The sequence below is a fragment of the Micromonospora sp. NBS 11-29 genome, assembly GCF_002140155.1.
Classification (GTDB): domain Bacteria; phylum Actinomycetota; class Actinomycetes; order Mycobacteriales; family Micromonosporaceae; genus Micromonospora.
The window spans coordinates 39,981-66,832 of record NZ_NAPR01000012.1 but is presented as its reverse complement, the minus strand read 5'-3'; the positions used below and the strand labels follow the sequence as shown (position 1 = coordinate 66,832).

General features: G+C 73.9%; 21 protein-coding genes and 2 pseudogenes. 18 read left to right on the top strand and 5 right to left on the bottom strand.

The features are described from left to right. The first annotated feature begins 2 nt into the window (after window positions 1-2). From B1205_RS15095 to B1205_RS15050, 10 genes and pseudogenes are all read left to right on the top strand, one after another. A complete protein-coding gene (locus B1205_RS15095; protein WP_018783793.1) occupies window positions 3-293 on the top strand; it encodes a BMC domain-containing protein in 291 nt (96 codons plus the stop codon). A gap of 22 nt (window positions 294-315) precedes the next feature. Beyond that, complete coding sequence (locus tag B1205_RS15090) at window positions 316-642, top strand: BMC domain-containing protein (protein WP_089156198.1); 327 nt, start codon at window positions 316-318, stop codon at window positions 640-642. After that, window positions 642-911, top strand: coding sequence for a EutN/CcmL family microcompartment protein (locus tag B1205_RS15085; protein ID WP_089156197.1), 270 nt, complete (start codon window positions 642-644; stop codon window positions 909-911). Before B1205_RS15090 ends, B1205_RS15085 begins: the two co-directional genes overlap by 1 nt. Window positions 912-927: 16 nt before the next feature. After that, window positions 928-2,329: pseudogene (locus tag B1205_RS15080) on the top strand (aldehyde dehydrogenase family protein). Beyond that, the gene (locus B1205_RS15075) at window positions 2,326-3,120 is read left to right on the top strand and encodes a 2-keto-4-pentenoate hydratase (RefSeq protein ID WP_089156196.1); all 795 of its coding nucleotides are present in this window, start codon (window positions 2,326-2,328) and stop codon (window positions 3,118-3,120) included. The pseudogene B1205_RS15080 and the gene B1205_RS15075 overlap by 4 nt, the downstream one beginning before the upstream one ends. After that, on the top strand, window positions 3,117-4,052 hold the full coding sequence (locus tag B1205_RS15070) for an acetaldehyde dehydrogenase (acetylating) (protein ID WP_089156195.1): 936 nt from the start codon (window positions 3,117-3,119) through the stop codon (window positions 4,050-4,052). Before B1205_RS15075 ends, B1205_RS15070 begins: the two co-directional genes overlap by 4 nt. After that, window positions 4,049-5,040, top strand: a pseudogene (gene dmpG / locus B1205_RS15065) (4-hydroxy-2-oxovalerate aldolase). The gene B1205_RS15070 and the pseudogene dmpG overlap by 4 nt, the downstream one beginning before the upstream one ends. Beyond that, entirely contained in the window at window positions 5,037-5,762 is a 726-nt protein-coding gene (locus tag B1205_RS15060) for a 2-keto-4-pentenoate hydratase (protein ID WP_089156194.1), read from the top strand. Before dmpG ends, B1205_RS15060 begins: the two are co-directional and overlap by 4 nt. Further along, entirely contained in the window at window positions 5,759-6,196 is a 438-nt protein-coding gene (locus B1205_RS15055) for a RidA family protein (RefSeq protein ID WP_089156193.1), read from the top strand. The genes B1205_RS15060 and B1205_RS15055 overlap by 4 nt, the downstream gene beginning before the upstream one ends. Before the next feature lie 138 nt (window positions 6,197-6,334). Continuing rightward, window positions 6,335-7,627 (top strand): GAF domain-containing protein, encoded by a 1,293-nt coding sequence (locus tag B1205_RS15050; protein WP_089156192.1) that lies wholly within the window; start codon window positions 6,335-6,337, stop codon window positions 7,625-7,627. A gap of 28 nt (window positions 7,628-7,655) precedes the next feature. Here B1205_RS15050 and B1205_RS15045 read toward each other — a convergent pair whose 3' ends face one another. Then, window positions 7,656-9,764, bottom strand: a complete 2,109-nt coding sequence (locus B1205_RS15045) for a cellulase family glycosylhydrolase (protein ID WP_089156191.1) — start codon at window positions 9,762-9,764, stop codon at window positions 7,656-7,658. Window positions 9,765-10,241: 477 nt separating this feature from the next. On the opposite strand from B1205_RS15045, the gene B1205_RS15040 reads away from it, so the two are divergent. Together B1205_RS15040 and B1205_RS15035 are read left to right on the top strand one after the other, a co-directional pair. Further along, window positions 10,242-11,294, top strand: coding sequence for a LacI family DNA-binding transcriptional regulator (locus tag B1205_RS15040; protein ID WP_254909962.1), 1,053 nt, complete (start codon window positions 10,242-10,244; stop codon window positions 11,292-11,294). A gap of 427 nt (window positions 11,295-11,721) precedes the next feature. Then, a complete protein-coding gene (locus B1205_RS15035) occupies window positions 11,722-12,621 on the top strand; it encodes an AfsR/SARP family transcriptional regulator (protein ID WP_176308619.1) in 900 nt (299 codons plus the stop codon). Window positions 12,622-12,659: 38 nt separating this feature from the next. Here B1205_RS15035 and B1205_RS15030 read toward each other — a convergent pair whose 3' ends face one another. The 4 genes from B1205_RS15030 to B1205_RS15015 form a co-directional block, all read right to left on the bottom strand. Continuing rightward, window positions 12,660-14,246, bottom strand: coding sequence for an amino acid adenylation domain-containing protein (locus B1205_RS15030; protein ID WP_176308618.1), 1,587 nt, complete (start codon window positions 14,244-14,246; stop codon window positions 12,660-12,662). Between the two features lie 62 nt (window positions 14,247-14,308). Continuing rightward, window positions 14,309-15,106 carry a phytanoyl-CoA dioxygenase family protein gene (locus tag B1205_RS15025; protein ID WP_176308617.1) on the bottom strand — a complete coding sequence of 266 codons (798 nt, stop codon included), beginning with the start codon at window positions 15,104-15,106 and terminating at the stop codon, window positions 14,309-14,311. Continuing rightward, on the bottom strand, window positions 15,093-15,281 hold the full coding sequence (locus B1205_RS15020) for a hypothetical protein (protein ID WP_140158058.1): 189 nt from the start codon (window positions 15,279-15,281) through the stop codon (window positions 15,093-15,095). The genes B1205_RS15025 and B1205_RS15020 overlap by 14 nt, the downstream gene beginning before the upstream one ends. 61 nt (window positions 15,282-15,342) lie before the next feature. After that, a complete protein-coding gene (locus B1205_RS15015; protein WP_176308616.1) occupies window positions 15,343-16,602 on the bottom strand; it encodes a condensation domain-containing protein in 1,260 nt (419 codons plus the stop codon). Window positions 16,603-16,808: 206 nt separating this feature from the next. Between B1205_RS15015 and B1205_RS15010 the strand changes: the two genes are divergently transcribed. From B1205_RS15010 to B1205_RS14985, 6 genes are read left to right on the top strand one after another with little or no spacing between them, the layout of a single operon-like run. Then, complete coding sequence (locus B1205_RS15010) at window positions 16,809-17,762, top strand: phytanoyl-CoA dioxygenase family protein (protein ID WP_089156184.1); 954 nt, start codon at window positions 16,809-16,811, stop codon at window positions 17,760-17,762. Beyond that, the gene (locus B1205_RS15005) at window positions 17,759-19,405 is read left to right on the top strand and encodes a condensation domain-containing protein (RefSeq protein ID WP_176308615.1); all 1,647 of its coding nucleotides are present in this window, start codon (window positions 17,759-17,761) and stop codon (window positions 19,403-19,405) included. The genes B1205_RS15010 and B1205_RS15005 overlap by 4 nt, the downstream gene beginning before the upstream one ends. After that, the gene (locus tag B1205_RS15000) at window positions 19,402-21,234 is read left to right on the top strand and encodes an ABC transporter ATP-binding protein (protein ID WP_140158057.1); all 1,833 of its coding nucleotides are present in this window, start codon (window positions 19,402-19,404) and stop codon (window positions 21,232-21,234) included. The genes B1205_RS15005 and B1205_RS15000 overlap by 4 nt, the downstream gene beginning before the upstream one ends. Continuing rightward, window positions 21,231-23,033 (top strand): ABC transporter ATP-binding protein, encoded by a 1,803-nt coding sequence (locus B1205_RS14995; protein WP_089156181.1) that lies wholly within the window; start codon window positions 21,231-21,233, stop codon window positions 23,031-23,033. The genes B1205_RS15000 and B1205_RS14995 overlap by 4 nt, the downstream gene beginning before the upstream one ends. Window positions 23,034-23,089: 56 nt before the next feature. Continuing rightward, entirely contained in the window at window positions 23,090-24,694 is a 1,605-nt protein-coding gene (locus B1205_RS14990; RefSeq protein ID WP_176308614.1) for a condensation domain-containing protein, read from the top strand. Continuing rightward, complete coding sequence (locus B1205_RS14985) at window positions 24,691-26,829, top strand: penicillin acylase family protein (RefSeq protein WP_140158056.1); 2,139 nt, start codon at window positions 24,691-24,693, stop codon at window positions 26,827-26,829. The genes B1205_RS14990 and B1205_RS14985 overlap by 4 nt, the downstream gene beginning before the upstream one ends. Window positions 26,830-26,852 lie beyond the last annotated feature (23 nt).

The window sequence follows — 26,852 nt, the reverse complement described above, 5'->3', positions numbered from 1 at the left end:
CCATGCGGAACATGGCCGTGGGCTTCGTCGAAGCCGAAGGCTTCACCCCCGTCTTCGACGCCGTCGACGCGATGGTCAAGGCCACCGAGGTCGAGGTGACCAAGGTCGTCCGGCTCGGCGGCGGCATCGTCGCCGTCGCGGTACGCGGTGACCTGGCGACCGTCGAGGAGGCCGTCGACATCGGCGAGGAGACCGCGCGGGCCAAGAGCCGGTCGGTGCGTTCGATCGTCTTCGCCAGCCCCTGCGACGCCGTCAGCGCGCTGGCGGCCGACCCTCAACTCGTCGGCAACTGACGCCCGGTAAGGAGAACCAGACATGTCATCCGACATCGCGATCGGAATCATCGAGACCCGCGGCGTCGTCGCCCTCTCGGCGGGCATCGAAGCCATGATCAAGACCGCCGACGTACGCTGCGTCGGCGTCGAACGGGTCACCAGCGGCTACCTCGCCGTCGCCGTACGCGGCACCCTCGCCGCCGTCCGGCAGGCCGTCTCGGCCGGCGAGGCCGCGGTGCGCGCCCACGGCGAACTGCGCAGCTCGCAGGTCTACCCGAAGCCGCACCCGACCACCGCGGCGCTGCTCGACAACCCGGAGACCGCCCGGATCCGCGAGGTCATGGCCGGCCTGCGCGGAGAAGACTGATGGTGCTCGGCGAGGTCGTCGGCAAGGTGTGGGCGGACCGCATCCTCGCCCCGTTGCAGGGCCGGCGGCTGGTCCTGGTCCGGGTCCGGCCGGACGGCCCCGACCTGGTCGCCGTCGACCCGCTGAACGTCGGCGTCGGCACCACCGTGCTGGTGGTCACCGACGAGGCGGCCGCCGCCGTGGCCGGTGAGCCCACCGTCGACGCCGCCGTGGTCGCCCTGGTCGCCGACCCGGCCGACACCTCCGGCTCCGCGCCCACCACCGCCTGACCGAAAGGTACGCCTGATGACCGACGGGCTCTGGTCCCCTAGCCTGCTCGCCGGCCGGCCGGCCGGCGAGCCGACCGTGCTGCCGAACTTCGTCGACGGTCGGTTCGACACGTCCGGCCCGCGCTTCGCCAAGGTCTCCCCGGTCACCGGCGAGACCATCCGCTACGTCGCCGAGGCCGACGAGTCCACCGTGGACGCCGCCGTCGCCGCCGCCCGGGCGGCGGTGCGCGGGCCGTGGGGCCGGATGGGGGAGCGGGAACGGGCCGCGGTCCTGTACCGGGTCGCCGACGAGTTGGAGCGCCGGTTCGCCGACCTGGTGGCCGCCGAGGTCGGCGACACCGGCAAGTCGATCTCGCAGGCCCGGACGCTGGACATCCCGCGCGGAGCGGCGAACTTCCGGGCCTTCGCCGAGATCGTCTCGACGGCGCCGACGGAGTCGTTCACGACGNGGTGGCGGTGATCGTGCCGTGGAACCTGCCGCTGCTGCTGCTGACGTGGAAGGTCGCCCCGGCGCTCGCCTGCGGCAACGCGGTGGTGGTGAAGCCGTCGGAGGAGACGCCGTCGTCGGCCACGCTGCTGGCCGAGGTGATGGCGGCGGCCGGGGTGCCGGACGGCGTGTTCAACGTGGTGCACGGCTTCGGGCCGGGCTCGGCCGGGGAGTTCCTCACCCGGCACCCGGGGGTGGACGCGATCACGTTCACCGGTGAGTCGGCCACCGGCGGGGCGATCATGCGGGCGGCGGCCGACGGGGTGAAGGCCGTCTCGTTCGAGCTGGGCGGCAAGAACGCCGGTCTGGTCTTCGCGGACGCGGACCTGGACGCCGCCGTCGAGGGCTCGGTGCGGTCGTCGTTCACCAACGGCGGTCAGGTCTGCCTCTGCACCGAGCGGTTGTTCGTGCAGCGGCCGGTGTTCGACGAGTTCGTCACCCGGCTGGCGAAGCGGGCCGACGAGCTGGCGTACGGCTGGCCGGCGGACGAGTCGACGGTGAACATGCCGCTGATCTCGCACAAGCACCGGGAGAAGGTGCTCGGCTACCACGACCTGGCCCGCGCCGAGGGCGCGACCGTGCTCGCCGGCGGCGGCGTACCGGAGTTCGGCGACGCCCGCGACGGCGGCGCGTACGTCNGTTCGGCCCGGTCTGCACCGTGACGCCGTTCGACGACGAGGACGAGGCGTTCGCCCTGGCCAACGACAGCGAGTACGGGCTGGCCGGCACCGTGTGGACGCGCGACGTGGGGCGGGCGCACCGGGCCGGCGCCCGCCTGGACGCGGGGATCGTCTGGGTGAACACCTGGTTCCTGCGGGACCTGCGGACCCCGTTCGGTGGGGTGAAGGCGTCCGGCGTCGGCCGTGAGGGCGGCGTGCACTCCTTGAACTTCTACTCGGAGCTGACGAATGTCTGCGTGGACCTGTCATGAGTGACGTCACGCGGGCGGCGGGCCTGCTCCGGGCCGCCTACGAGACCCGCACGCCGGTCGCGCCGCTGCGCGGCGACCTGCTGCCGGTCGGGGACGTCGACGCGGCGTACCAGGTGCAGCGGGCGCAGGTCGCCGAGTGGGAGGCGGCGGGCCGGCGGCGGGTCGGCGCGAAGATCGGTCTGACCTCGCCGGCCGTGCAGGCGGCGTTCGGCGTTCACCAACCCGACTTCGGGGTGCTGTTCGCGGACATGGCGGTCCCGGACGGCGACGAGATCGACCTCGGCCGGCTGGTGCAGCCCCGGGTGGAGGCCGAGGTCGCGTTCGTGCTCGGCGCGGACCTGCCGTACGCGCAGGTGACGGCCGTCGACGTGATCCGGGCGACGGACCACGTCCTGCCGGCGATCGAGATCGTCGACTCGCGGATCGCCGACTGGGACATCTCGATCGTGGACACGGTGGCGGACAACGCCTCATCCGGCCTGTTCGTGCTCGGCAACCGGCCCCGCCGGCTGTCCGACGTGGACCTGCGGCTGGCCGGGATGGTGCTGGAACACGCGGGCGAACCGGTGTCGGTCGGCGCCGGCGCCGCCTGCCTGGGCAATCCGGTGCACGCGGTCGCCTGGCTGGCGCGCCGGCTGGCCGCCGCCGGCAGCCCGCTGGCCGCCGGTGACGTGGTGCTGTCCGGGGCGCTCGGCCCGATGGTGCCGGTCACCCCCGGCGCCGCGTACGAGGCGCGAATCTCCGGTCTGGGTTCGGTTCGGGTCTGTTTCAGTGGGGAGGTGCACCGGTGAGTACGGGTGTGGCGGTGATCGGGTCGGGCAACATCGGCACCGATCTCATGATCAAGGTGTTGCGGTTGTCGGAGTCGCTGCGGATGGTGGCGATGGTCGGGGTCGACCCGAACTCCGACGGCCTCGCTCGGGCCCGCCGGCTCGGCGTGGCCACCACCGCCGACGGCATCGACGGGCTGCTCGCCATGCCCGAGTTCGCCGACGTGGGGGTGGTGTTCGACGCGACGTCGGCCGGCGCGCACCGTCGGCACGCCGCGCTGATGCGCGAACACGGCCGGTTGGTGGTGGACCTGACCCCGGCCGCGGTCGGCCCGTACGTGGTGCCGCCGGTGAACCTGGACGAGCACCTGGACGAGCCGAACGTCAACATGGTGACCTGCGGCGGTCAGGCGACCGTCCCCGTGGTCGCCGCCGTCGGCCGGGTGACGCCGGTGCGGTACGCCGAGATCGTGGCGTCGATCGCGTCCCGGTCGGCCGGCCCCGGAACGCGGGCGAACATCGACGAGTTCACCGAGACGACGGCGCGGGCGATCGAGGTGGTCGGCGGCGCCGGACGCGGCAAGGCGATCATCGTGTTGAACCCGGCGGAACCGCCGTTGATGATGCGGGACACCGTCTACTGCCTGTGCCCGGACGCCGACGTCGACCGGGCGGCGGTCGCCGCGTCGGTCGAGGCGATGGTCGCTGACGTCGCCGGGTACGTGCCCGGCTACCGGTTGAAGCAGCGGGTGCAGTTCGACGACGTCGACGCGTACGTGCCCGCGGTGGGTGAGCGGTTCACCGGGGTGCAGGTGTCGGTGTTCCTGGAGGTGTCCGGGGCCGGGCACTACCTGCCGGCGTACGCCGGCAACCTCGACATCATGACGTCGGCCGCGCTGCGCACGGCGGAGCGGATGGTCGCACGACGCGCCGAGCGGAAGGTGCCGGCATGACCGGGCTGTACATCCAGGACGTCACGTTGCGCGACGGCATGCACGCCGTGCGGCACCAGTTCACCGTCGACGAGGTCCGGTCGATCGCCGCCGCGCTCGACGCGGCCGGGGTCGCGGCGATCGAGGTCGCGCACGGCGACGGCCTGGCCGGGTCGAGCGTGAACTACGGGCACGGCGCCGCCTCCGACGCGGACTGGATCGCGGCGGCGGCGGAGGCGGTCACCACCGCCCGGCTGACCACGCTGCTGCTGCCCGGCATCGGCACCATCGCCGACCTGAGGGCGGCGAAGGCGCTCGGCGTGACCAGCGTANCGCCTGGGCCCGGGAGAACGACATGGACGTCTCCGGGTTCCTGATGATGTCGCACATGTCCGAGCCGACGGCCCTCGCGGAGCAGGCGAAGCTGATGGAGTCCTACGGCGCGCACTGCGTCTACGTCACCGACTCCGGTGGCCGGCTGCTGACCCGGGACGTCGCCGAGCGCGTCGACGCGTACCGGCAGGTTCTCGACCCGGGCACGCAGATCGGCATCCACGCGCACCACAACCTGTCCCTCGGCGTGGCCAACAGCGTCGCCGCGGTCGAGCACGGCACCACCCGGGTCGACGCGTCCCTGGCCGGGCACGGCGCCGGGGCCGGGAACGCGCCCCTGGAGGTGTTCGTCGCCGTCGCCGAACTGCACGGCTGGGCGCACGGCTGCGACGTGTTCGCGCTGATGGACGCCGCCGACGACCTGGTCCGGCCGATGCAGGACCGGCCGGTGCGGGTCGACCGGGAGACGCTCACCCTCGGCTACGCCGGGGTCTACTCCAGCTTCCTGCGCCACGCCGAACGGGCGTCGGAGCGGTACGGGGTCGACGTGCGGTCGATCCTGGTGGAACTGGGCCGCCGCCGGATGGTCGGCGGGCAGGAGGACATGATCGTCGACGTCGCCCTCGACCTGGTCGCCGCCGACGCCCGGACCGCGCCGACCGGAGGGAACCGATGAAGACCGTCGACCAGCTCGCCGCACACCTCGACGCCGCGGCGACCAGCCGGGCCGCGGTCCCGCAGCTCGGCGCCGGGCTGGACGTGCCCACCGCGTACCGGGTGCAGGAGGCCGTGGTCGCCCACCGGGTGGCCCGCGGGGAACGTCTGATCGGGGTGAAGCTGGGGCTGACCAGCCGGGCCAAGATGGCGCAGATGGGCGTCGACGAGGTCATCTGGGGTCGGCTCACCGACGCCATGCGCGTTCCCGACGGCGGCACGATCCGGCTCGGCGACCACATCCACCCGAAGGCCGAACCGGAGGTCGCCTTCCTGGTCCGGGGCGGCGCCGTCGCGGCGGTCGCGCCGGCGATCGAGGTCATCGACTCCCGGTACGTCGACTTCCGTTTCACACTGCCCGAGGTCGTCGCCGACAACACCTCGGCGAGCGGCTTCGTGCTCGGGGCCTGGCAGCCGGTGCCGGACGGCATCGACAACCTGGGCGTGCTGCTGGAGGTCGACGGGCGCGTCGTCCAGGTCGGGTCGACGGCCGCCATTCTCGGCGATCCCCGGCGGGCGCTGCCGGACGCGGTCCGGCTCGTCGGCGCCGACGGCGGGGAGCTGGCCGACGACTCGATCCTGCTCGCCGGCGCGGCCACCGCCGCCGTGCCGCTGCGCGACGGTGCGCACGTCCGGGTCACCGTCGAGGGACTCGGCACGGCGTCGCTGCGGGTCGCATCGTGACCGGGCGGAGCGAGGCGTCCACCGACCGCGGCGGCGTCGTGCCCGGCCTGGCCACGCCGCGCGGCCGGTTCCCGCACGTCACGGTCGCCGGTGACCTGATCTTCGTCTCGGGCACGTCCAGCCGTCGGCCGGACAACACCATCGCCGGCGCCGCGGTGGACGCGATGGGCGTCACCGACCTGGACATCCGGGTGCAGACCCGGGCCGTCATCGAGAACATCCGCGCCATCCTGCGCTCCGTCGGCGCCGACCTGGCCGATCTGGTCCAGCTCACCAGCTACCTAGTGAACATGAACGACTTCGGTGGCTACAACGAGGTCTACGCCGAGTACTTCGACGAGACCGGCCCCACCCGCACCACCGTCGCCGTGCACCAGTTGCCGCACCCGCACCTGCTCGTCGAGATCCAGGCGGTCGCCCGACGCCGGTCGTGACCGGGTGCCGCCATCGTCCGACGGACGTTCGATACCCTCTCCGGCGTGGCCGGTGTCCCGATCGGACGCCAGTCGTCGCACCGACGCGTCGGATCGTCGAGCCGGTCACCACGTACCGGTAGAGAGGCGGACCACGACATGACGGCGGTGCCAGGCCAGCGGAACGCCGCTGCGGAACCGGCGGCTGCCCGGCCCTCGGCGGACGAGGACCTGCGGACGCTGTTCGGGCCGTCCACCGTCGTGTTCGCCCTGCTGAGCGGGGCGACGCACCTGGTGGAGGCGGCGAACCCCGCCTTCTTCGCCGCGATCGGCGAGGACCGCGCGCGGACCGGGGTGCCGCTGGGCGACCTGATGCCCGAGCTGGCCGGTCAGGGCTTCCTCGACCTGCTGGACGAGGTCCGTCGCACGGGCGAGCCCTACACCGGCCGGGACGTCCGGGTGGTGCTGGGCACCGGACCGGACGCGCGGGAGACGTTCTTCGACTTCACGTACGAACCCCGGCGGGACGCCCACGGCGCGGTGACCGGGATCCGGGTGATCGGTGTGGAGACCACCCAGGTCAAGCAGGCGCAACGGCTGATGGCCGAACACCGGGCCCTGGTGGAGCAGATCGCCCGGCAGGCGCCGCTGGCCGAGGTGCTCGACGGGATGGCCCGGTGCATCGAGCGCCTGGCGCCGCAGGAGGTCCTGGTCTCCGTCCTGCTCGCCGACCCCGACGGCCGGCACCTGCGCCACGGCGCGGCACCCAGCCTGCCCGACTTCTACAACGAGGCCATCGACGGGATCGCCACCGGTGAGGGCGTCGGCTCCTGCGGCACCGCCGCACATCGGCGGGAACCGGTGATCGTCACCGACGTCGCCACCGACCCGTTCTGGGTCGACTTCCGTGACCTGGCGCGGCGGGCCGGGCTGGGCGCGTGCTGGTCCACGCCGATCCTGGGCCGGGACGGCAGCCTGCTGGGCACGTTCGCCATGTACCACCGGGTGCCTCGGGTTCCGCAGGAGACGGACCTCGCCCTCGCCCGGGTCTTCGCCGACACCGCCGCGCTGGCCGTCGAACGCCACCACATCGAGCAGGCGAAGGCGGCCGCCGACGCCCGGGCCCGGGCCGCCCACGACGAGCTGGCCCGGGTGGTGCGGGCGGAACGGGAACTGCGCGCCGAGGCCGAGCAGCGCGCCGCCGTCGCCGCGGAACTCACCGCCCGGGTACGCGCCGCCGCCGCCGCGCAGGCCGCCAGCCCGCGCCCCGAGCGGTGCCAGCTCGGCGGCAGCGGCGGGTGCACCGCCCGTGCCGAGATCAAGGTCGCCGACTCGTGGGGCGACTCGGCGTGGGGCTGCTCCATCCACGTCGAGGAAGCCGTCATCAACGTCCGCTCGGTCTTCATCGCCAGCGAGGAACTCGGCGGCCTGGCCGCCTACCTCAGCCGGTGACCGNTACGGACTGCGGCGCCGCCGCGCGTCAGCCGGTCGTGCCGGTCACCGAGGTGCCGGCCCTGGTGATGCGGTACGTGATCTTCGTGCCGCTCCAGAAGTGGAAGGTGAGGGTGACGGTGCCGTCGTTGACCTCGGCGAAGAACTCCGGTTTCAGGATGATGGTGCCGGCGGTGTAGTCGGGTTGGAAGGTGCTCCAGAACTCCTTGTACGGCGTCCAGTTGGCCGGGCCGGCGGGGCTGCCGTCGGCGTAGGTGGCCTCCATGGTGGCGAGCTGGTCGCCGCGGAACCGGGTGGGGATGATGAAGGAACTGGTCGTGCCGGTGGCGGCCGACTGGGTGGGCGGGTCGGAGCTGATGACGTCGATCCGCCAGGGCACGCCCTGGGAGAAGCGGGCCTCGATGGTGGCGTTGACGCCGTACGCCCGGTTGCCGACCAGGCGGGTCAGCGCCGCCGGGGTGAGCGTGAGGGTGGTGCCGGACACGGTGTAGTCGGTGCCGCTGGCCAACTGGGTGCCGCCCTGCCAGAGGCCGCGGAACGTCAGGCCGTTGAGGTTGAGCGTCAGCGACTTCGCGGTGATCGCGCCGGTGCGCGGCACGTAGACCTGGTCGGTGGAGGCGGTGCCGGAGCGGGTGGTCCAGCTCGCCTTGAGCATGTCGTACACGCCTTGGTCACGCCAGCGCAGCTCGGTGCGTTCGAGGAACTGGCCGGCGTCCCACAGCATGGTGGTGAGGTTGCGGATGCGGGCGTGGTAGCCGACCGCTTCGAGGTATTTCAGGAACTCGCCCCGTTCGATAATGCCGGGCCGGGTGTGGTCCCAGGCGAGCAGCGCCCACTCGCCGATGATGACCGGGATGCCGCGGGCGACGAAGGTGTCGTGGACCCGGTCGAAGGTGCTGATGAGGTCCTGCTCGACGTTGGCGTCGTAGCGGGTGCCGCCGGCGATGTTGACGCTGAACGGCCACCACCCGTAGAAGTGCACGGTGGCGGCCAGGTTCGGGTCGTGGAGTTGGTCGATGCCGGCGGCCAGCGCGTCCAGCCGGGCCTGCTCGCCGCTGGTGTGCAGGGTGGGCAGGACCAGCAGCCGGGTGGTGTTGATCCCGCCGGTCGCGCGGACCAGCCGGACGAACTCGGTGTTGAGTTCCCGGGTGGCGGTGTCACCCTGCGCGTCGGTGGTGTCGGCGAACTGCGGCTCGTTGATGCTCTCGAAGACCAGCTTCGGTGAGTGCCCGCGGAACGTGGTGGCGAGCTGCGTCCACAGTGCTCGGTAACGGCTCGTGACGGCGGTCCGGTCGGCGGGATAGGTGTTCAGCCACTGCCAGGAGTCGTGATGGAGGTTGATCATCACGTAGAGGTCCTCGGCGAGGGCCCAGTCGACGATCTGGCGGACGCGGTTCATCCACGTCGCGTCGATGGTGTAGTCGGGCGCCGGGCCGTGGTGGTTGCTCCAGGTGATGGGGAGCCGGATGCTGCGGTAGCCCTGGGACCGGACGTGACGTAGCAGCGCCTGGGTGGTCAGCGGGTTGCCCCAGGCGGTCTCGTCCGGAATGGCGTCGAGCGTGTTGCCCAGGTTCCATCCGGGCTGCATCGCGGCCACCGTGGCCATCGGGTTGCCGGTCGGGGGCGGCGGAGTCGACGGCGACGCGGTGGGCGTCGGGGTGGGGGAGGGGGTCGACGACGGGCTCGCGGTCGGCGACGGTGTGCCGCCGACATCACCCGTGCAGGTGACGCCGTTGAGGGTGAAGCCGGCCGGCGCGGTGTTGCTGCCCGACCACGACCCGTTGAAACCGAAGGACGCGGTGCCGTTGGTCGGGACGGCGGCGTTGTAGCTGACGTTGGTCGCGGTGACCTGGCTGCCCGACGAGGTGACCGTGGCGTTCCACGCCTGGGTGACGCGCTGCCCCGAGGGGAACGTCCACGCCAACCGCCACCCGTCGACCGGGTCGCCGAGGTTGGTCACGGTCACCGAGGCGGTGAACCCGCCGGGCCACTGCGACGGCACCGCGTACGCCACCCGGCAGCCCGCGGCCGCCTGCGCGCCCACGGCCGTCATCACGGACGCCACCAGCAGCGCCGCCAGGCTGCCGGCGATCGCGCCGACCCTTCGACGAAACTTTCGTGTGCTCTGCGAACTCATCGCGCTCTCTCTGGCCGTGGGGATCGACCGCTGCGGACGGTGGGCCGTCGGCACCTGCGGCGGCCCGCCGTCGATCACGGTCGAGGGGTGAGGGATCGGTGCCGTCCGGACGACGGTCAGCCGGGTGCGCCGTGGTGGGCGCGGGGATGGGTCTGGTGCGGACGCTGCCCTCTGCCTCCGCCGGCGCTGCCTGGCTCCCGCAGCGATCAAGCCTTCCGCTTTCGCAGAAAGTTTCGCTTGGAAGACTACTCATTTCGTTGACGCCTGTCTATGAATTCACCGCGAGTGCCCGTGAAGGAGCCTCTTGCCTGCGGTAACGCTGGAAAAGATCCGGTCGATCGCCTGGAAAGTTTCCGGGCGGGTCGTCGCGAGCCGTTCGCGGCCGGCGGGACGGCTATCCTTGCGGCGTGCGGGCGCCTCCCGCGCGGCCACCGGCCGGGCGCGAAGGGTCCGGGGCTGGCGTCAGAAGGAGTCAGGTTGTCACACGCCGAGCCGGACGAGAAGGTCGCCGTGCCGGCCGAGGCGGGCGATGCCCCGGGTCGACCCGTGACGATCTCCTACATCGCGGAGACCGCCGGGGTGTCGATTCCGACGGTGTCGAAGGTCATCAACGGTCGCTCCGGCGTGGCCTCGGAGACGCGCGCCCGGGTCGAGGCGCTGATCAACCGGTACGGATACCGCAGACCCGCCTCGTCCACCCGCAGCAACCTGGTGGAACTCGTCTTCGACCAGCTCGAACACATGTGGGGGATCGAGGTCATCCGCGGGGTGGAGCGGGTGGCCCGGCAGAACCGGGTGGGCGTGGTGGTGACCGAGTTCGGTCCGGAGCGCAACGCGGTGCGGTACTGGATCGACGACACGCTCGCCCGCCGTCCGGACTGCGTCATCTCGGTCGCCCAGTTGTCCGGCGAGCAGCGCGACCAGTTGCGCGCCCGAGGCATCCCCTTCGTGGTCCTCGACCCCACCAGCGAGCTGCCCGACGGCGTTCCCTTCGTCGGGGCGACCAACTGGGCAGGTGGTCGATCCGCCACCCGGCACCTCATCCGACTGGGACATCGCCGGATCGCCATGATCGCCGGCCACGACCGGATCCTGTGCTGCCGCGCCCGACTCGACGGCTTCCGCTCCGCGATGGAGGTGGCCGACCTGCCGGTCGGCGACCTGGTGGCTCGTGCCGGCCTGACCACCGAGGGCGGCCACGGCGCGGCACTGCGCCTGCTCGGCCGCGCGGAACGCCCGACCGCGATCTTCGCCAGCAACGATCTCCAGGCGGTCGGCGTCTACCAGGCCGCGCGCGAACTCGGCCTCCGTGTCCCGACCGACCTGAGCGTGGTCGGCTTCGACGACCTGCCCATCGCCGCACTGGTCGACCCGCCGTTGACCACCGTGCACCAGCCGCTCGCGCAGATGGCCGTGGCCGCGACCGAGTTGGCACTCGCTCTCGGGCGCGGCGAGAAGACCCAGCGAACCGGGCTGGAACTCGCCACCACCCTGACGGTACGCGGCAGCACCGACGCGCCGCCGCCGTGAACGGGCCCGCATGCGCCCGGACTTCGACCCGCTGTCACAAGTCGCGGCCTTCTTCGCTCCTCTTGAGAAACGAATTCCTCCGGTAGTCGTCGCGGTATAGAGAATTTACCGTCGTCCACATGTGAAAGCGGCGGGTGCCGGTCGTGTCACCGGTGCGTGGCTTCGGTGGACCCTTACCTTCGGTGCTGTCGGCGCGGCACTGGGTCACGACGTTGTTCGGGAGGCCACCGGGCATGTTGACCTTCGCCGCCACCCGGTTCACCGACCGTGCCCGGTGTCAATGTCCTGAGTTACGTCGCCGTTCGAGTAGGGGTGTCGTAGGGGTGCCGAGGGGTTTCTCCCGTTCCCATTTCGAGTGATCTACTTGCCACCGGCAAGGCCGCTGCCGAGTAGCGAAAGGGGCATCGGGAAAATGAGCCGGAATTGTGTGCGCAGTTCATCCGTCGCACTGGACGAATACGTGGACGGTGTCCCGCCGGAGTCGTCCGTCGTCGTGCGTACGCTCGGCGGTTTCGAGTTCAGTGCCGGCGGGCACGAGATCGACCGGTGGCGGGCCGGCAAGGCGCGCGTCCTGTTCCAGTTCATGCTGCTCAACCGGGGTCGGGTCCTGTCGCGCGAGACGTTGTACGAGGCGTTGTGGCCGGACACCGGCTGGTCGGGCAACTCCAGCTCACTCAAGGTCGCCGTGCACATGCTGCGGGCCGCGCTGGTCAGTCAGCTTCAGCACGCCTGCGAGCACCCCGACGCGGACGGCGGTCGGCCGTCCCTGCAACTGGTCACCCACCAGCTCGGTTACGTCCTGAAGACCGAGGGCGTCTGGGTGGACTTCGAGGTCTTCGACGATCTGATCGACCGGGGCCGCGCCGCGGACGCCCGGGGTGACGGCGTGGAGGCGGCCCGGCTCTTCGCGGCCGCGATGGACGTCCACCGGGGCGACTTCCTGCCCGGTGTGGACCTCGACTGGGCCGAGGTGCACCGGATGTGGCTGCGCAGCCGTGCCCTGCTCGCACTGGAACGTCTGGTCAAGACGCACCTGGCCGCCGGCGACCACCTCGCGGTGCTCGACCGCTGCCGCGAGATGCTCGCCATCGAGCCGCTCCGGGAGGAGACCTACCGGATCTTGATGGCCGTGCACGGCCACCTCGGGCACCTGTCGCAGGTGCAACGGTGGTACGGGATCTGCTCGACGCGGCTGCGCCGGGAACTCAAGGTCGGTCTCGACGAGTCGACCGTCCGCCTGCACGGACGGGCCATCCGCGGCGAACTCGTCGAGGCGGGGTTCGACCTCGCCACGGTCCTGCCCCGCCGCGTGCCGGTCGGCATCTGAGCGCACCACCCGCGTACGGCCCGCTGAGACCGCACGGCTCAGCGGGCCGGTCCGTCGGTGGGCGTCTCCCGGGCGGCCAGCGCCCGCCGGTCGATCTTCCCGTTCGGCGTCTGCGGCAGCTCGGCGAGGACGACGATCTCGGCCGGCACCATGAACGGCGGCAACTGCCGGGCCAGCTCCTCCCGTAGCCGCGTCGGGTCCGGCGTAAGGCCGTCGGCCGCGGTGACGTGGCCGACGAGCCGCCCGCCGCCCGCACCGGGCCGGAGCACCACCGCGGCCCGGGCGACGGTTTCCTGCCCGGTCAGCGCCGCCTCGACCTCGCCGATCTCGACGCGGTAGCCGTTCACCTTGACCTGTTCGTCGACCCGTCCGGCGTAGACGAGCTGGCCCTCCGGCGTCCACCGGGCCAGGTCGCCGGTGCGGTACATCCGTTCCCCGGGGGGACCGAAGGGGCACGGCACGAAGCGTTCCGCGGTCAGGCCCGGCCGTCGGACGTACCCCCGGGCCAGGCCGGCGCCGGCGACGTAGAGCTCGCCGAGCTCGCCGGGGGCGACCGGCGCGAGGTCACGGTCCAGGACGTGTACGCGCGTGTTGGCGATGGGCCGACCGATCGGCACCGGGCCGGCGAGGTCCGCGTCGCCCGGCTCGATCCGGTACTCCATGCACCCGACCGTGGCCTCGGTCGGGCCGTACTCGTTCACCACGGTCGCCCCGGGGTGTTGCCGACGCCACTGCGCGAGCGTGTCGCCGAGCAGCTCCTCGCCGCCGAGGACCAGGTCGCCGCTCGGTGAGAACTCCGGCGGCAGGGCGGCCAGCATCGGCACGAACCCGGGCGTGGCCTTGAGGAACGCGCAGGGCGACCGGCGCAGCGCGGCCCGCGCCGCCGGCCCGCCCCGGGTGCCGGTCGCGTGGATCCGCCCGCCGGCCAGCAGCGGCGCGAAGAGGGTGGTGACGGTGAGGTCGAAGGTGACCGGCGAGTGCAGGACGCTGGTCTCGGCGCAGGACGGGTAGGCCCGGGTCGCCCAGGTCAGGTAGTTGACGGCCGAGCGGTGGCTGATCGCCACCCCCTTCGGCCGCCCGGTCGAGCCCGAGGTGTGGATGACGTAGGCCGGGTGCAGCGGCGAGAGCGCCGCGACCCGCTCGTCGTCGCCGACCGGGCCGTCGGCCAGCCCGGCCAGCTCGGCGGCGAACTCCGGCCGGTCCAGCACGATGGTGGGCGCACCGAGCGGACGCAGGCCGTCGGCGTACGCGGCGACGGTGAGCAGCGCGGGAGCGCGTACGTCGTCGAGCATGAACCGGATCCGCTCGGCCGGGTAGCCGGGGTCGACGGGGAGGTAGGCCGCTCCGGACGTCAGTACGGCGAGCGCCGCGACCAGGAACGGCACCGACCCGGGCAGGGCCACGGCCACCACGTCCTCGGGGCCGATGCCCCGCCCGATCAGGTGGCGGGCGAGCCGGTTGACGCGCGCGTCCAGCTCCCGGTAGGTCAGCTCCTCCGCGCCGGCGACCAGCGCCACCGCGGCCGGCGTGCGGGCGGCCTGCGCCGCGAGCAGGGTCGGCAGCGGCACCTGCGGGAACGGCTCGGCGGTCGCGTTCCAGGCGGACGGCTGCGCCACCGTGGTCACGGGCTTCTCCTCGGATCTGGTGCGCGGTGCGGCGGTCGCCCGGTGCCTCGTGGTCGGGCGGGTCAGACCGGCGCGAGGGCGTCGGCGGGCGTCAGCGGCACCGGCCGACGGCTGGCCAGGAACTCCGGACGCGGCTCGGGGACGTCGGCCAGCGCGTTCGACACGCTGTTGTACGTGGTGAGCACGATGGTCCGGTTACGCGGTGACATGTTCGGCGCCGAGCCGTGCAGGATCTTGCTGTGGAACAGCAGCACCGAGCCCGCCGGCCCCTTCGGCGCGACGATGGTGCCGTCGCCGATGGTCCGGGCCAGCGTCTCGGCCCCCACCTGGTACTTCAGCGAGGAGGTCAGCGTGCTCGCCCACCCCTCCGCGCCCGGCTGGCGGGTCACCTCGGCCAGTTCGCCGTGGTGCGAGCCGGGCACCAGCATGAGCGGGCCGTTGAACTCGTCCACCTCGTCGAGGAAGAGCCCGAAGGTGAGCGCCCGGGGCTCGGGCATCCCGTCCTCGGAGTGCCAGAACCGGAAGTCCTGGTGCCACTCCCAGACGTCGCCGATCAGCGCGAGCTTGGCGTTGATCTTGAACTGGTGCACGTAGACCTCGTCGTCGAGCAGCTGCCGGGCCGGCTCGACCAGCCGCGCCTGCCGCACCAGCGCGCCGAAGACCGGGTTGGTCTCGTGCACCCCGTGCACTCCGCGGACCACGCCGCTGCCCGCCTCGCGGATCAGCGCGGGGGAGTCGATGCCGAAGACGGTGGGCAGCTCCGAGCGCAGGAGCGCGACCTCGTCCGCCGAGAAGTACCCGGGCAGGAGGAGGAAGCCGTCCCGCTCGTACTCGCTGAGCTGCTGGTCAGTGAGTCTCACCGGAATCGGCCTTCTCTCGGCTCGTCGCGTCCGGGCCACCGGTGGCGGCGACGTTCGACGCCGGCTCCACCTCGTCGTCCTCGTCGTCGTCCAGCGCGTCGAGCGACTCCAGGTACAACTCCCGGACCTTGGCCAGTTCCGCCTCGTCGAGGAAACGGGAAAACGAACTCGGCATGACTGCCACCTCCGCGGGCACGCTAGCCCGCGCCGGTTATGCCGGGGTTATGGGCGGTCGGTCAGACCTCGGCGACCAGTTCGGCGAACTCCTCGGCCAGCGCGGCGACCGTGCCGGGGCGCCAGCGGCCCGCCGGCACCAGCAGCTCCGGCGGCTGCGACAACCCCGCCGGCACGCTCAGCGAGAGGTCGTGCCGGGTCCGCAGCCCGACCCGGGGCAACGCCTCGATCTCCAGGCCGGCGAAGCGGTGGGTGCCCATCGGCGCGTTGAACTCCTCCAGGGACAGGTTGGTCAACGGGTCCGCGTCGCCCGGCGGCACCCGCAGCGCGCGGCTGATCTCGCGATAGGGGACGTCCAGGTGCCGCAGCGCCGCCACCGTGGCGGCCCGGCCGGCGACCACCGCGTCGCGGACCGGCCCGGCCGGGTCGACCTCGACGCGTACCGGCACCACGTCGATCATGCAGCCCATCAGGGGCGCGGTGCGCGGATCGGCCCGGTGGGCCACCGGTGCGGCCACGACCACCTCGCCGGTGCCGGTGCGGCGGGCCAGCAACAGCGCGAAGAGCCCGGCCAGCGCCATGTACGGCGTGGTGTGCAACGCCCGGCAGGACTGCCGGAAGTCCGCGATCCGTGGTGCCGGCAGCGGCACCGGCAGCAGCGTCGCCCGGCGCCCGGCCACACCGTCGGTCAGCCCGGCCGGCGCCCAGCGGCGAGGCGCGTCGACCAGCCGGGCGGCGGCCTCGCGTACCCGCTCGGGGTGTCGCGCGTCGCGCTCACGCCGCAGCTTGTCGACGATCCAGTCGTGGTAGCTCAGCGCCGGGGCCGGCAGCGCCGGCCCGACCTGCTGCGTCCGGGCCAGGTAGCAGGCGAGCAGCGTACGCAGGAACACCCCGTGCGACCAGCCGTCGGTGACGAGGTGGTGGGTGACCACGATCAGGACGTGTTCGGCCGGACCGGTCCGGATCAGCCGGACCCGCCACAGCGGACCCTCCGCCAGGTCGAACGGCTCGCTGCTGTCCAGGCCGACCAGCCGCTCCACCGGCGTGCCGGGTGCGGCCTCCCGGTAGGACCAGTCGACCGCGTCGACGTCGAAGACCTGCGTGGGCACGCCGTCGTCGGTGGTGACCAGCCGGCAGCGCAGCGCCTCGTGGTGGCGCTGGACGTCGGACAACGCGGCGCGCAACGCGTCCGGATCCAGCTCGCCGACCACCCGGGAGACCGCGGTGTCGTGATAGCCGGACTCGCCCGGTTCGAGCAGCTCGGCCAGCCAGATGCCCTCCTGGGTGGCGGTCAGCGGAAGCGCCGCCGGCACGGGGGACACCGGGGAAACGGGGACGGACGCAGCGCTGGACACAGCCGTTCACCTCGATGTCGGGGACTGGGTGGGCGCCACCATACCCCCGCCCGGGAACCGCGTGCGGGCACGCCGGAACGGCATAACCGGCAGATAACCCGGCCGCCCTAGCATCCGTCCGCCAGCAGCGGCACGCCCGTTCGGGTGCGCGTCGACCGGAGGGGGCGGACACGGTGGAGCGGTTCTTCACGCCGGGCGAGACCGGCATCGCGGAGACGCTGAAACGGGAAGGCGTCGTCTTCATCGATCGTCTGCTCGACGAGGAGCGGATGCGGGAGCTGCGGGCGGCGTTGGAACGCTACGAGCGCGACATCCTGCCGACCGTGCCGCCGGCGTCCAACGAGCGGTTCGCCGACGGCACCGTGCGCTGCATGCGCGACCTGCACGAGTACGAGCCGTGGTTCGCGGAGCTGGCCAACGGCCCGATCTTCATGGACCTGGTGCGCTCGGCCGTGCCGTGGGAGCCGCAGCTGTTCTACCTGGAGACGTTCCCCAAGCCGGACGGCGCCGCCGCGCTCCCCGCCCACCAGGAGCTGTACACCTCCCCGGTCGACCCGCCGGACTTCATCCACATGTGGATCGCGCTGACGGACGTGACCGCCGAGAACGGCGGCCTGGCGTTCTACCGCCGCAGCCACCGCCTCGGCCTCGCCCCGCACAGCTCCCAGGTGGCCGAGAGCGTGGGCGGCAAGTTCTACGGCGTCGAGCCGGACATCCTGGAGCGGCTGGCCCGCTTCCGGGTGGAGCCGGACTACCCGGCCGGCTCGGCCGCGCTCTTCGACTGCCGCACGATCCACCTGAGCGGACCCAACACCAGCGGCAAGCCCCGCCCGGTGCTGGTGATCGGGTTCCGGGGCACGCACACCTCGGTGCCCAGCGAGACCGAGCTGGTGACCAGCGTCGTCGCCCGCTACCTGCGGGAGGAGCTGCGGCTCGACCGGCAGCCCGACGACGAGAGCCACGACCAGCTCGGCGGCGACGCGGCGAGCCTCGACCGGGTACGGCGGCGGATCCTCGACGAGTACGACGTCGAACCGACGACCGCGGAGATCGGCGGCCTGCCGCCGGCCGCCCTGGCCGCCCGCATCGTCGCGTTGCTGGACCAGCGGCCGCACCAGCCCCGGTGACGGCACCCGCGCAGGCCCGGCCGGGCGCCACCCCGGCCGCCGCCGACCTGGCCGAACTCTTCCGCGACACGATTGGCGCGGCGGAGTTCGGGCCGGACGACTCCTTCTTCCGCGCGGGCGGCTCGTCGCTGGACGCCATGCGCCTGGTGGCCCGCCTGCACCAGCGGTACGGCGTCCCGGTCACCCTCGCCGACCTCTTCGCGCAGAGCACCCCGCGTGGGCTCGCCGAGCGGCTGGCGACCCTGGCCACGACGACCGCGCCGACCCGGCGGCGTTCCATCAGCGTCACCGCGCGTCGCCGCCGCCGGGGCAGTCCGCTCTCGGCCAGCCAACGGCTCTTCCACGACATGGACCGGGCCAGCGGCGGCCTGGCCTTCTTCAACGCCGTGGACGTGTTCCGCTTCACCGGCGAGGTCGATCCGGACGCGGTGGTGGCCGCGGTCGACGGCCTGGTCGCCCGGCAGTGGGCGCTGCGGACCGTCGTCGCGGAACTCGACGGGGAGCCGGTGCAGCGGGTGGTGGAGCGGGCCGCCCCGATCCGCCACGTCGACCTGCGCGGCGCCCCGCCGGCCCGGCTGCGCAAGCTGGTCCGCCGCGAGAACCTCACCGGCTTCGACCTGCACGCCGACGTGCCCGCCCGGTTCACCCTGGTCCGGGTCGCCGACGACGAGTGGCAGCTCGTCTCCTGCGTGCACCACATCGCCTACGACGGCGTCTCCCGGGGGCTGATCCTCGACGAGCTGGCGCAGGGGTACGCCGCGCGGACCGGCGGCGGCCCGGAGCCCACCCCGCCGACGGTGCAGTACGTCGACTTCGCCGAGTGGCAGCACGACACCCTCACCGGCGAGCGTCTCGCCGACCACCTGACCGGGCTGGCCGGGATGCTCGACCGACCGGCGCCCCGGCTCACCGGCGACCGGGAACCGGCCCGCGGGCACATCGTGCGGACCGGTCACTTCGCGCTGCCGGAAGGGAGCGAGGCCGGGCTGCGGGCCGCCGCCGCCGCGGCGGGGGTGAGCTACGTCGCGGTGCTCGCCGCCGGGCTGGCCCGCTTCGGCGCCCGGCACACCGGGCAGCGGCGGCAGGTGTTCGGCATGCAGGTGGCGAACCGGGGTTGGCCGGGCAGCGACCGCGTCGTCGGCTGCTTCTCGAACCTGTTGCCGGTCGCCGTGGACCTCGATCCGGCGGCGTCCGCGACCGACCACGTCACCGCCGTGCACGAGGCGACCGGGCGGGCGCTGCGGCACGAGGAGATGCCGTTCGAGCACGCCCTGGGACTGCTGGCCGCCCAGGGGCGGGATCTGGCGGCCGCCGGTCACCTGCCCAGCGTCGGCCTGGCGTTCCATCCGATCTCCCGGTCGGTCCGCGAGCTGCCCGGGTGCCTGCTGGAGGTCCGGCCCGCGCTGGAGATCGGCGACGAGGTCGACCCGACCTCGTTCGGGCTGGTGCTCGAACTCTGGTCCGACGGCGGGCTGCGCGGCATCACCCGGCACCTGGTGGACTCGTGGCCGGGCGACTCGTTCGCCGCCGCCGAGCACGGGCTGCGGGCCGCCTTCAGCGACCTGACCGCGCCCACCGTCGGCCCGGACACCGCCGCCGATCCGGTCGGTGCCGGCGGACGAGGGGAGACGACGCCGGCATGAGCGCGACGAGGACCCACGCCGCCCCGCGCCGGCCGACGCCCCCGGTGCTGCTCCTGGTCACCGAGGCGCTGCGCGTCGACCGCGCCGCCACGGTGGCGCTGCTCGGCACGCTGGCCGCCTTCGCCTGCCTCCCCGCCGGTCTCGCCGTCGCCTCCGGCGTACTGGTCGGCGGCCTGGACCGGCTGCACACCCTGGGCTGGCCGGCGGCGAACCGTCAGGTGCTGCTCGCGGCGGCCGGACTCGGCCTGGTCTTCCTGGCCCAGCTCGTCCTGCCGATGATCGCCCGCGCGGTCGCCGAACGGGTGGGACGGGCCCTCGACCGCGCGGTCTCCGACCGGGTCGTCGCCGCCCTGGCCGCGCCCACCGGCCTGGAACGGCTGGAGCGCCCGGACACCCGGGAACTGATCTCCGGGGTACGGGGCGGGCTGATCGCCACGAACCTGCGCGACGCGGTCACCGGCCTGGCCAACATCGGCCTGGTCCGGGCGGCGGCCACGCTCTCCGCGCTGGTGCTGCTCGGCTACCGCTGGTGGGTGGCGGTCGGCCTGCTGGCCGCGTACCTCGTCGCCATGGTCGTGGTCTCCCGGCTCTACCAACGGCAGTTGGTCTCGGCCGACGGCACCCCCGCCGGCCTGGCCCGGGCGCTGTACCTGAAGTCGCTGCTCACCACGGCGCCGGCGGCCAAGGAGGTCCGCGTCTTCGGCCTGGCCGACTGGCTGCTGGCGGGCTACCGCAACGAGTGGTCCCGGGCCCTGGCCCGGGTGCGCACGGAACGGTCCGGCGCGTTGCGGGTCAGCGTGGTGAGCACGCTGGCCGTCGCGGCCGGGCAGGCGCTGGTCTTCGTGCCGCTCGCCATGGACCTGACCGCCGGCACGCTCACGCCGGGCCGGTTCACCGCGTTCGCCGTGGCCGCCGTCGGATGCGGCAGCTTCCTGGTGGCCTCGCCCGACCTGCTGCACATCGCGGTCGGCGGCGAGACCGTACGCGCCGCCCGTGAGCTGGCGCGGTCGAGCCGCCCGGCCGTCCCCGCGACACCGGCCCGACCGGTGCCCCGCGACGGCGCGATCGTCTTCGACGGGGTCGGCTTCCGGTATCCCGGATCGGCGGCCTGGGTGCTGCGCGGGCTGGACCTGACCATCGAGCCCGGCACGTCGACCGCCGTCGTCGGTGTCAACGGCGCCGGCAAGACCACCCTGGTGAAACTGCTCTGCGGGTTCTACCAGCCGACCGAGGGACGGATCACCGTCGGCGGCGTCGACCTGCGCGACCTCGACCCCCTCCGGTGGCAGCGGCACTGCGCCGCGCTGTTCCAGGACTGGATCCGCTGGGGCCTGCCGCTGCGCGACAACGTGCTGCTCGGTGCGCCGGAGCACCCCGCGCAGCGGCACGACCTCGACGAGGTGGCCAAGACCAGCGGGCTGGACGAGGTGATCGGCGAGCTGCCCGCCGGCTGGGACACCGTGCTCAGCCGGGAGTTCGACGGGGTCGACCTCTCCGGCGGGCAGTGGCAGCGGGTCGGGCTGGCGCGGGCACTGTGGGCCACCCGCGCCGGAGCCGGCGTGCTGCTGCTCGACGAACCCACCTCGGCGCTCGACGTGCGGGGCGAGACCGAACTCTACGACCTGCTGCTGGCCGCCGCGCCCGGCCGGACGGTGGTGCTGATCTCCCACCGCTTCGCCACGGTGCGCCGCGCCGACCAGATCCTCGTGCTGGCCGACGGGCGGGTGGTCGAGCGCGGCGACCACCGGTCGCTGATGGACGCCGGGGGCGAGTACGCCGCGATGTTCACCGCCCAGGCACGGCGGTTCCGCGAGGAGGACCAGGCGTGAGCACCAGCACCGGAGGCCGGGGAGCGTTCCGCGCCGCGATCGGCCTGTCGCTGCGCGCCGACCGCCGGGCCACCGTGCTGACCCTGCTCATGTTCGGGCTGCGCCCCACCCTGGTCACCCTGCTGATGTACCTGGTCAAGCTGATCATCGACGGGTCGGTGGCCGGCGACACCACGGCGGTGACGGCCGCGGTGGTCGCGCTGGTGCTGACCGCCGCGCTCTGGTCGGGGACCATCGCCTCCTCGATCGAACTCTCCGTACGGATGATCGAGGCCACCGCCGCGGCGGTGGACCGCCAGGTGATGACCCTGGTCAGCCGCCTGCCCGGGGTGGCCCACCTGGACGACCCGGAGGTCCGCGACAACCTGGAGATCCTGGAGCAGGAACGGGTCTACCTCTCCGAGGGCGCCGACGCGTTCTCGCTGGTGCTCGGCGCGTCGATCCGGGCCGCCGTCACCGCGGTGCTGCTCTCCCTGGTGGACCCGTGGATGCTGGCGATCGCGGTGCTCGCGATCCCGGCGCTGCTGACCTCACGCTGGGCGCAGCGGCGCCGCATCGCCGCGGTCGCGGCCGGCGCCGCCGACGCCCGCCTGGGCCGGCACCTGTACGCCATCGGCACCGCACCCTCGGCCGGCAAGGAACTGCGCCTGTTCGGCGTGGTGCCCGAGCTGCGCCGGCGGCTGGCCGACGCGGCCGGGGCGGCCGACCGCCGGGTGGTCCGGGCGATGGCCGGCAACCTGCTGCTCACCGGACTCGGCGCGCTGGTCTTCGCCGCCGGGTACGCGGCCGGCCTGGTGCTGGTGATGTGGCGGTTCGTCGACGGTTCGGTCTCGCTCGGCGACGTCGTGCTGGCCCTCGGCCTGGTCACGTCGATCAGCATGCAGGTCAACGACCTGGTGCAGTCGCTGGGCTTCCTCCAGCAGACGGTCGCCTCCGCGCGCCGGCTGCGCTGGCTGGAGGACTACGTGCGCGCGGCGGTGGCGGACGTGCCGACCGGCGGCCCCGCCGCCCCGGAGCGGCTCGACGCCGGCATCACGCTGAGCGGGGTCGGGTTCCGCTACCCCGGGGCCGACCGCTGGGCGCTGCGCCATGTGGACCTGCGGCTGCCGGCCGGCAGCACGGTGGCCGTGGTGGGCGGCAACGGCGCCGGCAAGTCGACCCTGATCAAGTTGCTCGCCGGGCTGTACCGGCCCGCCGAGGGACGGATCACGGTGGACGGCACCGACCTGGCCGCCATCGCGCCGCAGGCGTGGCGGGCCCGGGTGAGCGCCGCGTTCCAGGACTTCTTCCGGTTGGAGTTCACCGTCGGCGTGGGCGTCGGCGTGGGTGACCTGGATCGGATGGCGGACCCCTCGGCGGTCGCCGGCGCGGTCGACCGTGGCGGGGCGACCGAGGTGGTCGCGGGGCTGCCCGAGGGGCTGGCGACCCGGTTGGGCCGCTCGTACCCCGACGGGGTGGACCTCTCCGGCGGGCAGTGGCAGCGGCTCGCGCTGGCCCGGTCCGGGATGCGCCCGGCGCCGTGCCTGCTCGTCCTCGACGAGCCGACCGCCTCGATCGACCCGATCGCCGAGGAGGCGGTCCTGCGCCGCTACCTGGCCGCCGCGCGGCTCGCCGCCGAACAGGCCAACGGGATCACGCTGTTCGCGTCGCACCGCCTCTCCACCGCCCGCACCGCCGACGTCGTGGTCGTGGTGGAGGACGGGGCGATCGTGGAGATCGGCCACCACGACACCCTGCTGGCGCGACCGGGCGGCCGGTACGCCGAGATGTACCGCCGGCAGCACCGCGCGTACGCCTGAGCGAAGCGACGACGGCGCGTGCGGGACGGCGGCGCCGGGAAGAGGAAGGTGGAGGCGTGGACGAGCACCTGACGGCCCGGGTACGGGAGCTGTGGCAGGCCGTGCTCGGGGTGCCGGACATCGGCGCGGAGAGCAACTTCTTCGAGCTGGGCGGGCACTCGATGCTCGCCACCCGGCTGATGGCGCGGACCCGCAAGCGGCTCGACGTCGAGCTGCCGGCCAACCTGATCTTCGAGTTCCCGGTCTTCGCGGAGTTCGTGGCCCGGGTCGCCGCGGCCGCGCCCGGCGACGCGCCCGCCGGCCCGGTGCCGACCGGCGCCGAGCACGGCCCGCTCAGCCTGCAACAACAGCAGCTCATGCGGGTCGAGTCGGCGCTCGGGCCGTCCCCGGCGAACAAGGTCGCGCTGGTGCTGGAGGTCGAAGCCGCCGACGGCGCGCGCATCGACGCGCAGCGGCTGCGGCAGGCGTTGCGCGCGGTGATCGACCGGCACGCCGTGCTGCGTACCGTGTTCCGGCCGGACGGCACGGCGGCGGTCCGGGCCACCGGCGGGGACGACGACCCGCTCGACGAGTACGACCTGCGGGAGCGCGCCCCGGACGACGCGTCGCGCCGGATCCTCCGCCGGGTCCGGCAGGCCCACCTGCGCCCGTTCGACCTCGCCGCGGGCGGGCTGCTGCGCGCCCAGCTCTTCCGCCGGGGCGGCGGCGTGGACCTGCTGGCGCTGCACCTGCACCACATCGCCTGTGACGGCCGGTCGCAGCAGGTGCTGGTGGACGACCTGGCCGCCGCCTACGCCGCGCCGGACGGCGGCGGGCCGGAGGGCGTGGCCTACCTGGACTACGCAGTCTGGCAGGAGCGGCACGCGGCGGCCACGCTGCGTCGCAGCCGCCCGCACTGGCGCGGCGTGATCCGGGAGCTGACCGGCGACCCGACCCGCGCCCCCGGCGGGCGACCCGGCACCTTCGCGACGGCCCGCAGCGCCGCCGTGGTGCCACCGCGGACCGTGGCGGCCCTGCGGCGATGGTCGGCGGCCGAGGGTACGACCAGCTTCGTCGTGCTGGCCGCCGCGACGGCCACGGCGGTGGCCCGGCTGACCGGGAGCGCCTCGGTCGGGCTCGGCACGCTGCTGGAGAACCGCCCGCTGGCCGAGGTGGAGCGGACCGTCGGCCCGTTCGCCAACAGCACGCTGCTGGCGGTCCCGGCGCCCGCCGGGGTCACACCGCGCGAGCTGGTCCGCCGCACCGGCGAGCGCCTCGACGCGGCCCGGCAGTGGTCGGACCTGCCACTGGAGACGCTGCTCGCCGAGCCGGCCGCCGACGCGGCGGTCGACCCGGGGGAACTGGTCGACGTGGTGCTCTCCGTCGAGATGACCGGCGCCACGCCGCCCGGGGACGGGCTGCGGCTGCGTCCGGTGGCCGACGACGGCCCGCCGCTGCTGCCGGTGAGCGTCGGCGCCCACCGGACCGTCCACGCCCGCCTCGACGACGGCGACGGGATGCGCCTGGCGGTGGAGCACGCCGACGACCCGACCGAGGCGGCCCGGGCGCGGGCCCTGCTGGACGCCGTGGCGGCGCTGCTGTCCGCCTTCGTCGCCGCGCCGGAGGCGGCGCTGCCCGACGGCATCCCGGACGCCGCGCTGCCCGAGGTCGGCCCGAGGTGATCGGGTCGCGGGTGGTCCGCCGGGGCGGCGCGGAGATCAGGTTCGACCGCTCCGGGCGGCCCCGGATCACCGCCGCCACGATCGAGGACGCCACCTTCGGCCTGGGCTGGAGCGTGGCCCACCACCGCCGGGAGCAGATGGAGCTGACCTGCCGGCGCATCCACGGCCGGCTGGCCGAGGTGGCCGGCCCGGCCGCGCTGCCCGGCGACCGGTGGCAGCGCCGGCTGAACCTGGCCGCCGTGGCGCGCGACTGCTGGGAGCTGCTGCCGACCGGGCAGCGCCGGCTGGTGGAGGCGTTCACGGCGGGCGTCGACGACGCCACCGGCGCGAACGCCGGGCACCGGCCGTGGTCGCCGGTCGACTCGATCGCGGTCGCCCAGATGCTCTTCCAGGAGTTGGCCTCGGACGGCACCGAGCTGCGGATGGTCGAGGTCATGCGGCGTACGCTGCCGCCGGCCGTGGTGGACTTCCTGCTGCCGCGACGCGACGAGTTCGAGACCGGGCTCGACGGCACGGTGCCGGCCGGCGAGCCGGAGCCGGTGCCGCTGGCCGCCCTGCGTGAGCTGATCGGGCGGGCCACCCCCACGCCGGATCGACCGCTGGTGGTGACGGACCGGCGGCCGGTGGGCAGCAACGCCTGGGCCGCGTCGCGCGCCGGCACGGCGATCCTCGCCAGCGACACGCACCTGACGCTGACCAACCCCTCCCTCTGGTACGCCGCCACCGTCGAGTACCCGGGCACCACCGTCACCGGGGTCACCATCCCGGGCCTGCCGGTGCTGGTCTCCGGCACGAACCAGCACGTCGCCTGGGGCTTCACCCGGCTGCCCGGGGACGTGGTCGACCTCAGCGTCCCGGCCGCCGACGACGGCGTCACCCGCCGGGAGACGATCGCGGTGGCCGGCGCCCCGGACGAGGTGCTCACCGTCCGGGACACCCCGAGCGGCCCGGTCGTCGGCGAGCTGGCCGGCGAGCCGGTGGCCTTCCGGTCCACCCTCACCGACCCCCGGGCGATCGACTTCGGCCTGGTCGGCATGTACGACGCGCGTACCGTGGCCGACGGGGTGGCCGTGCTCACCGGCAGCGGGCTGCCGCCGGTCAACGCGGTGCTCGCCGACCGGGCCGGCGGCGTCGCCTGGACGGTGGGCGGGCGCTTCCCCGACCGCGCCGAGCGCGGCCCGCGCGGCTTCTCCGCGCCCGGCGGGGCGGCCCGCTGGCTGCCGGCCGAGCGCCTGCCCTGGCTGGTCGACCCCGCCGGTGGCCTCGTGGTGAACTGCAACAACGGCAACGACGCGGCCCGCGACGCCGGGGTGGCCTGGAACTTCTTCGGCGGCTACCGGGCCCGCCGGGTCGCCGAGACGCTGGGCGGCCCGCACCCGGCCGGCGTGGACGAGTCGGTGATGACCCGGCTCCAGCTCGACGTCCGCGCCGGCCTGTACACCTACTACCGGGACCTGGCGTTGCGCCACCTCCCCACCGGCGACGCGCCCGAGCCGCTGCCCACGCTGCGGGCCGAGATCACCCGCTGGGATGGCACCGCCGACCGCGACGAGGTCGGTCTCGCCGTGCTCGTTGTCTTCCGGGACCTGCTCCGCGAGGAGCTGATCGCCGCGCTGACCGCCGACTGCCGCGACCACGACCCCGAGTTCACCTACTGCTACCACGGTCACGAGCCGGTGCTGCGGCGGCTGCTCGACGCGCTGCCCGACGGGCTGGTGCCGCCGCCGTGGCGTACCCCGCGCCGGTTCGTGGTGGGGCAGCTCCTGCTGGCCCGGGCGGTGGTGGCCGGCCGGGTCGGGCACGAGCGGCCGGCCCGGTGGGGCGAGGTGAACCTGCTCGCCCGCGTACCGCTGACCGCCGCGCCGCGGCCCGACCCGGCGGTGGAACTCTCCGGCTGCGCGGAGACGGTCTGCGTGGCCCAGCCCGACTTCGGCGCGGCGATGCGGCTGGTCGTCGACCCGGCCCGCCCCGGACGCGGTCTGCTCTCCGTGCCTGGCAGCCCCGGCGGCGACGGCCGGGCGGAGGCGGAGAGCGTCCTGCGCTGGGCGGCGGGGACGGCCGACCCGCTGCTCGGCGGCTTCTCCCCGCCGATCGCCCGCCGGCTCCGCGCGGCGCTGCGGCGTCAGCGCGGGTAGCACCCGCCGGGTCGGCCCGGCGC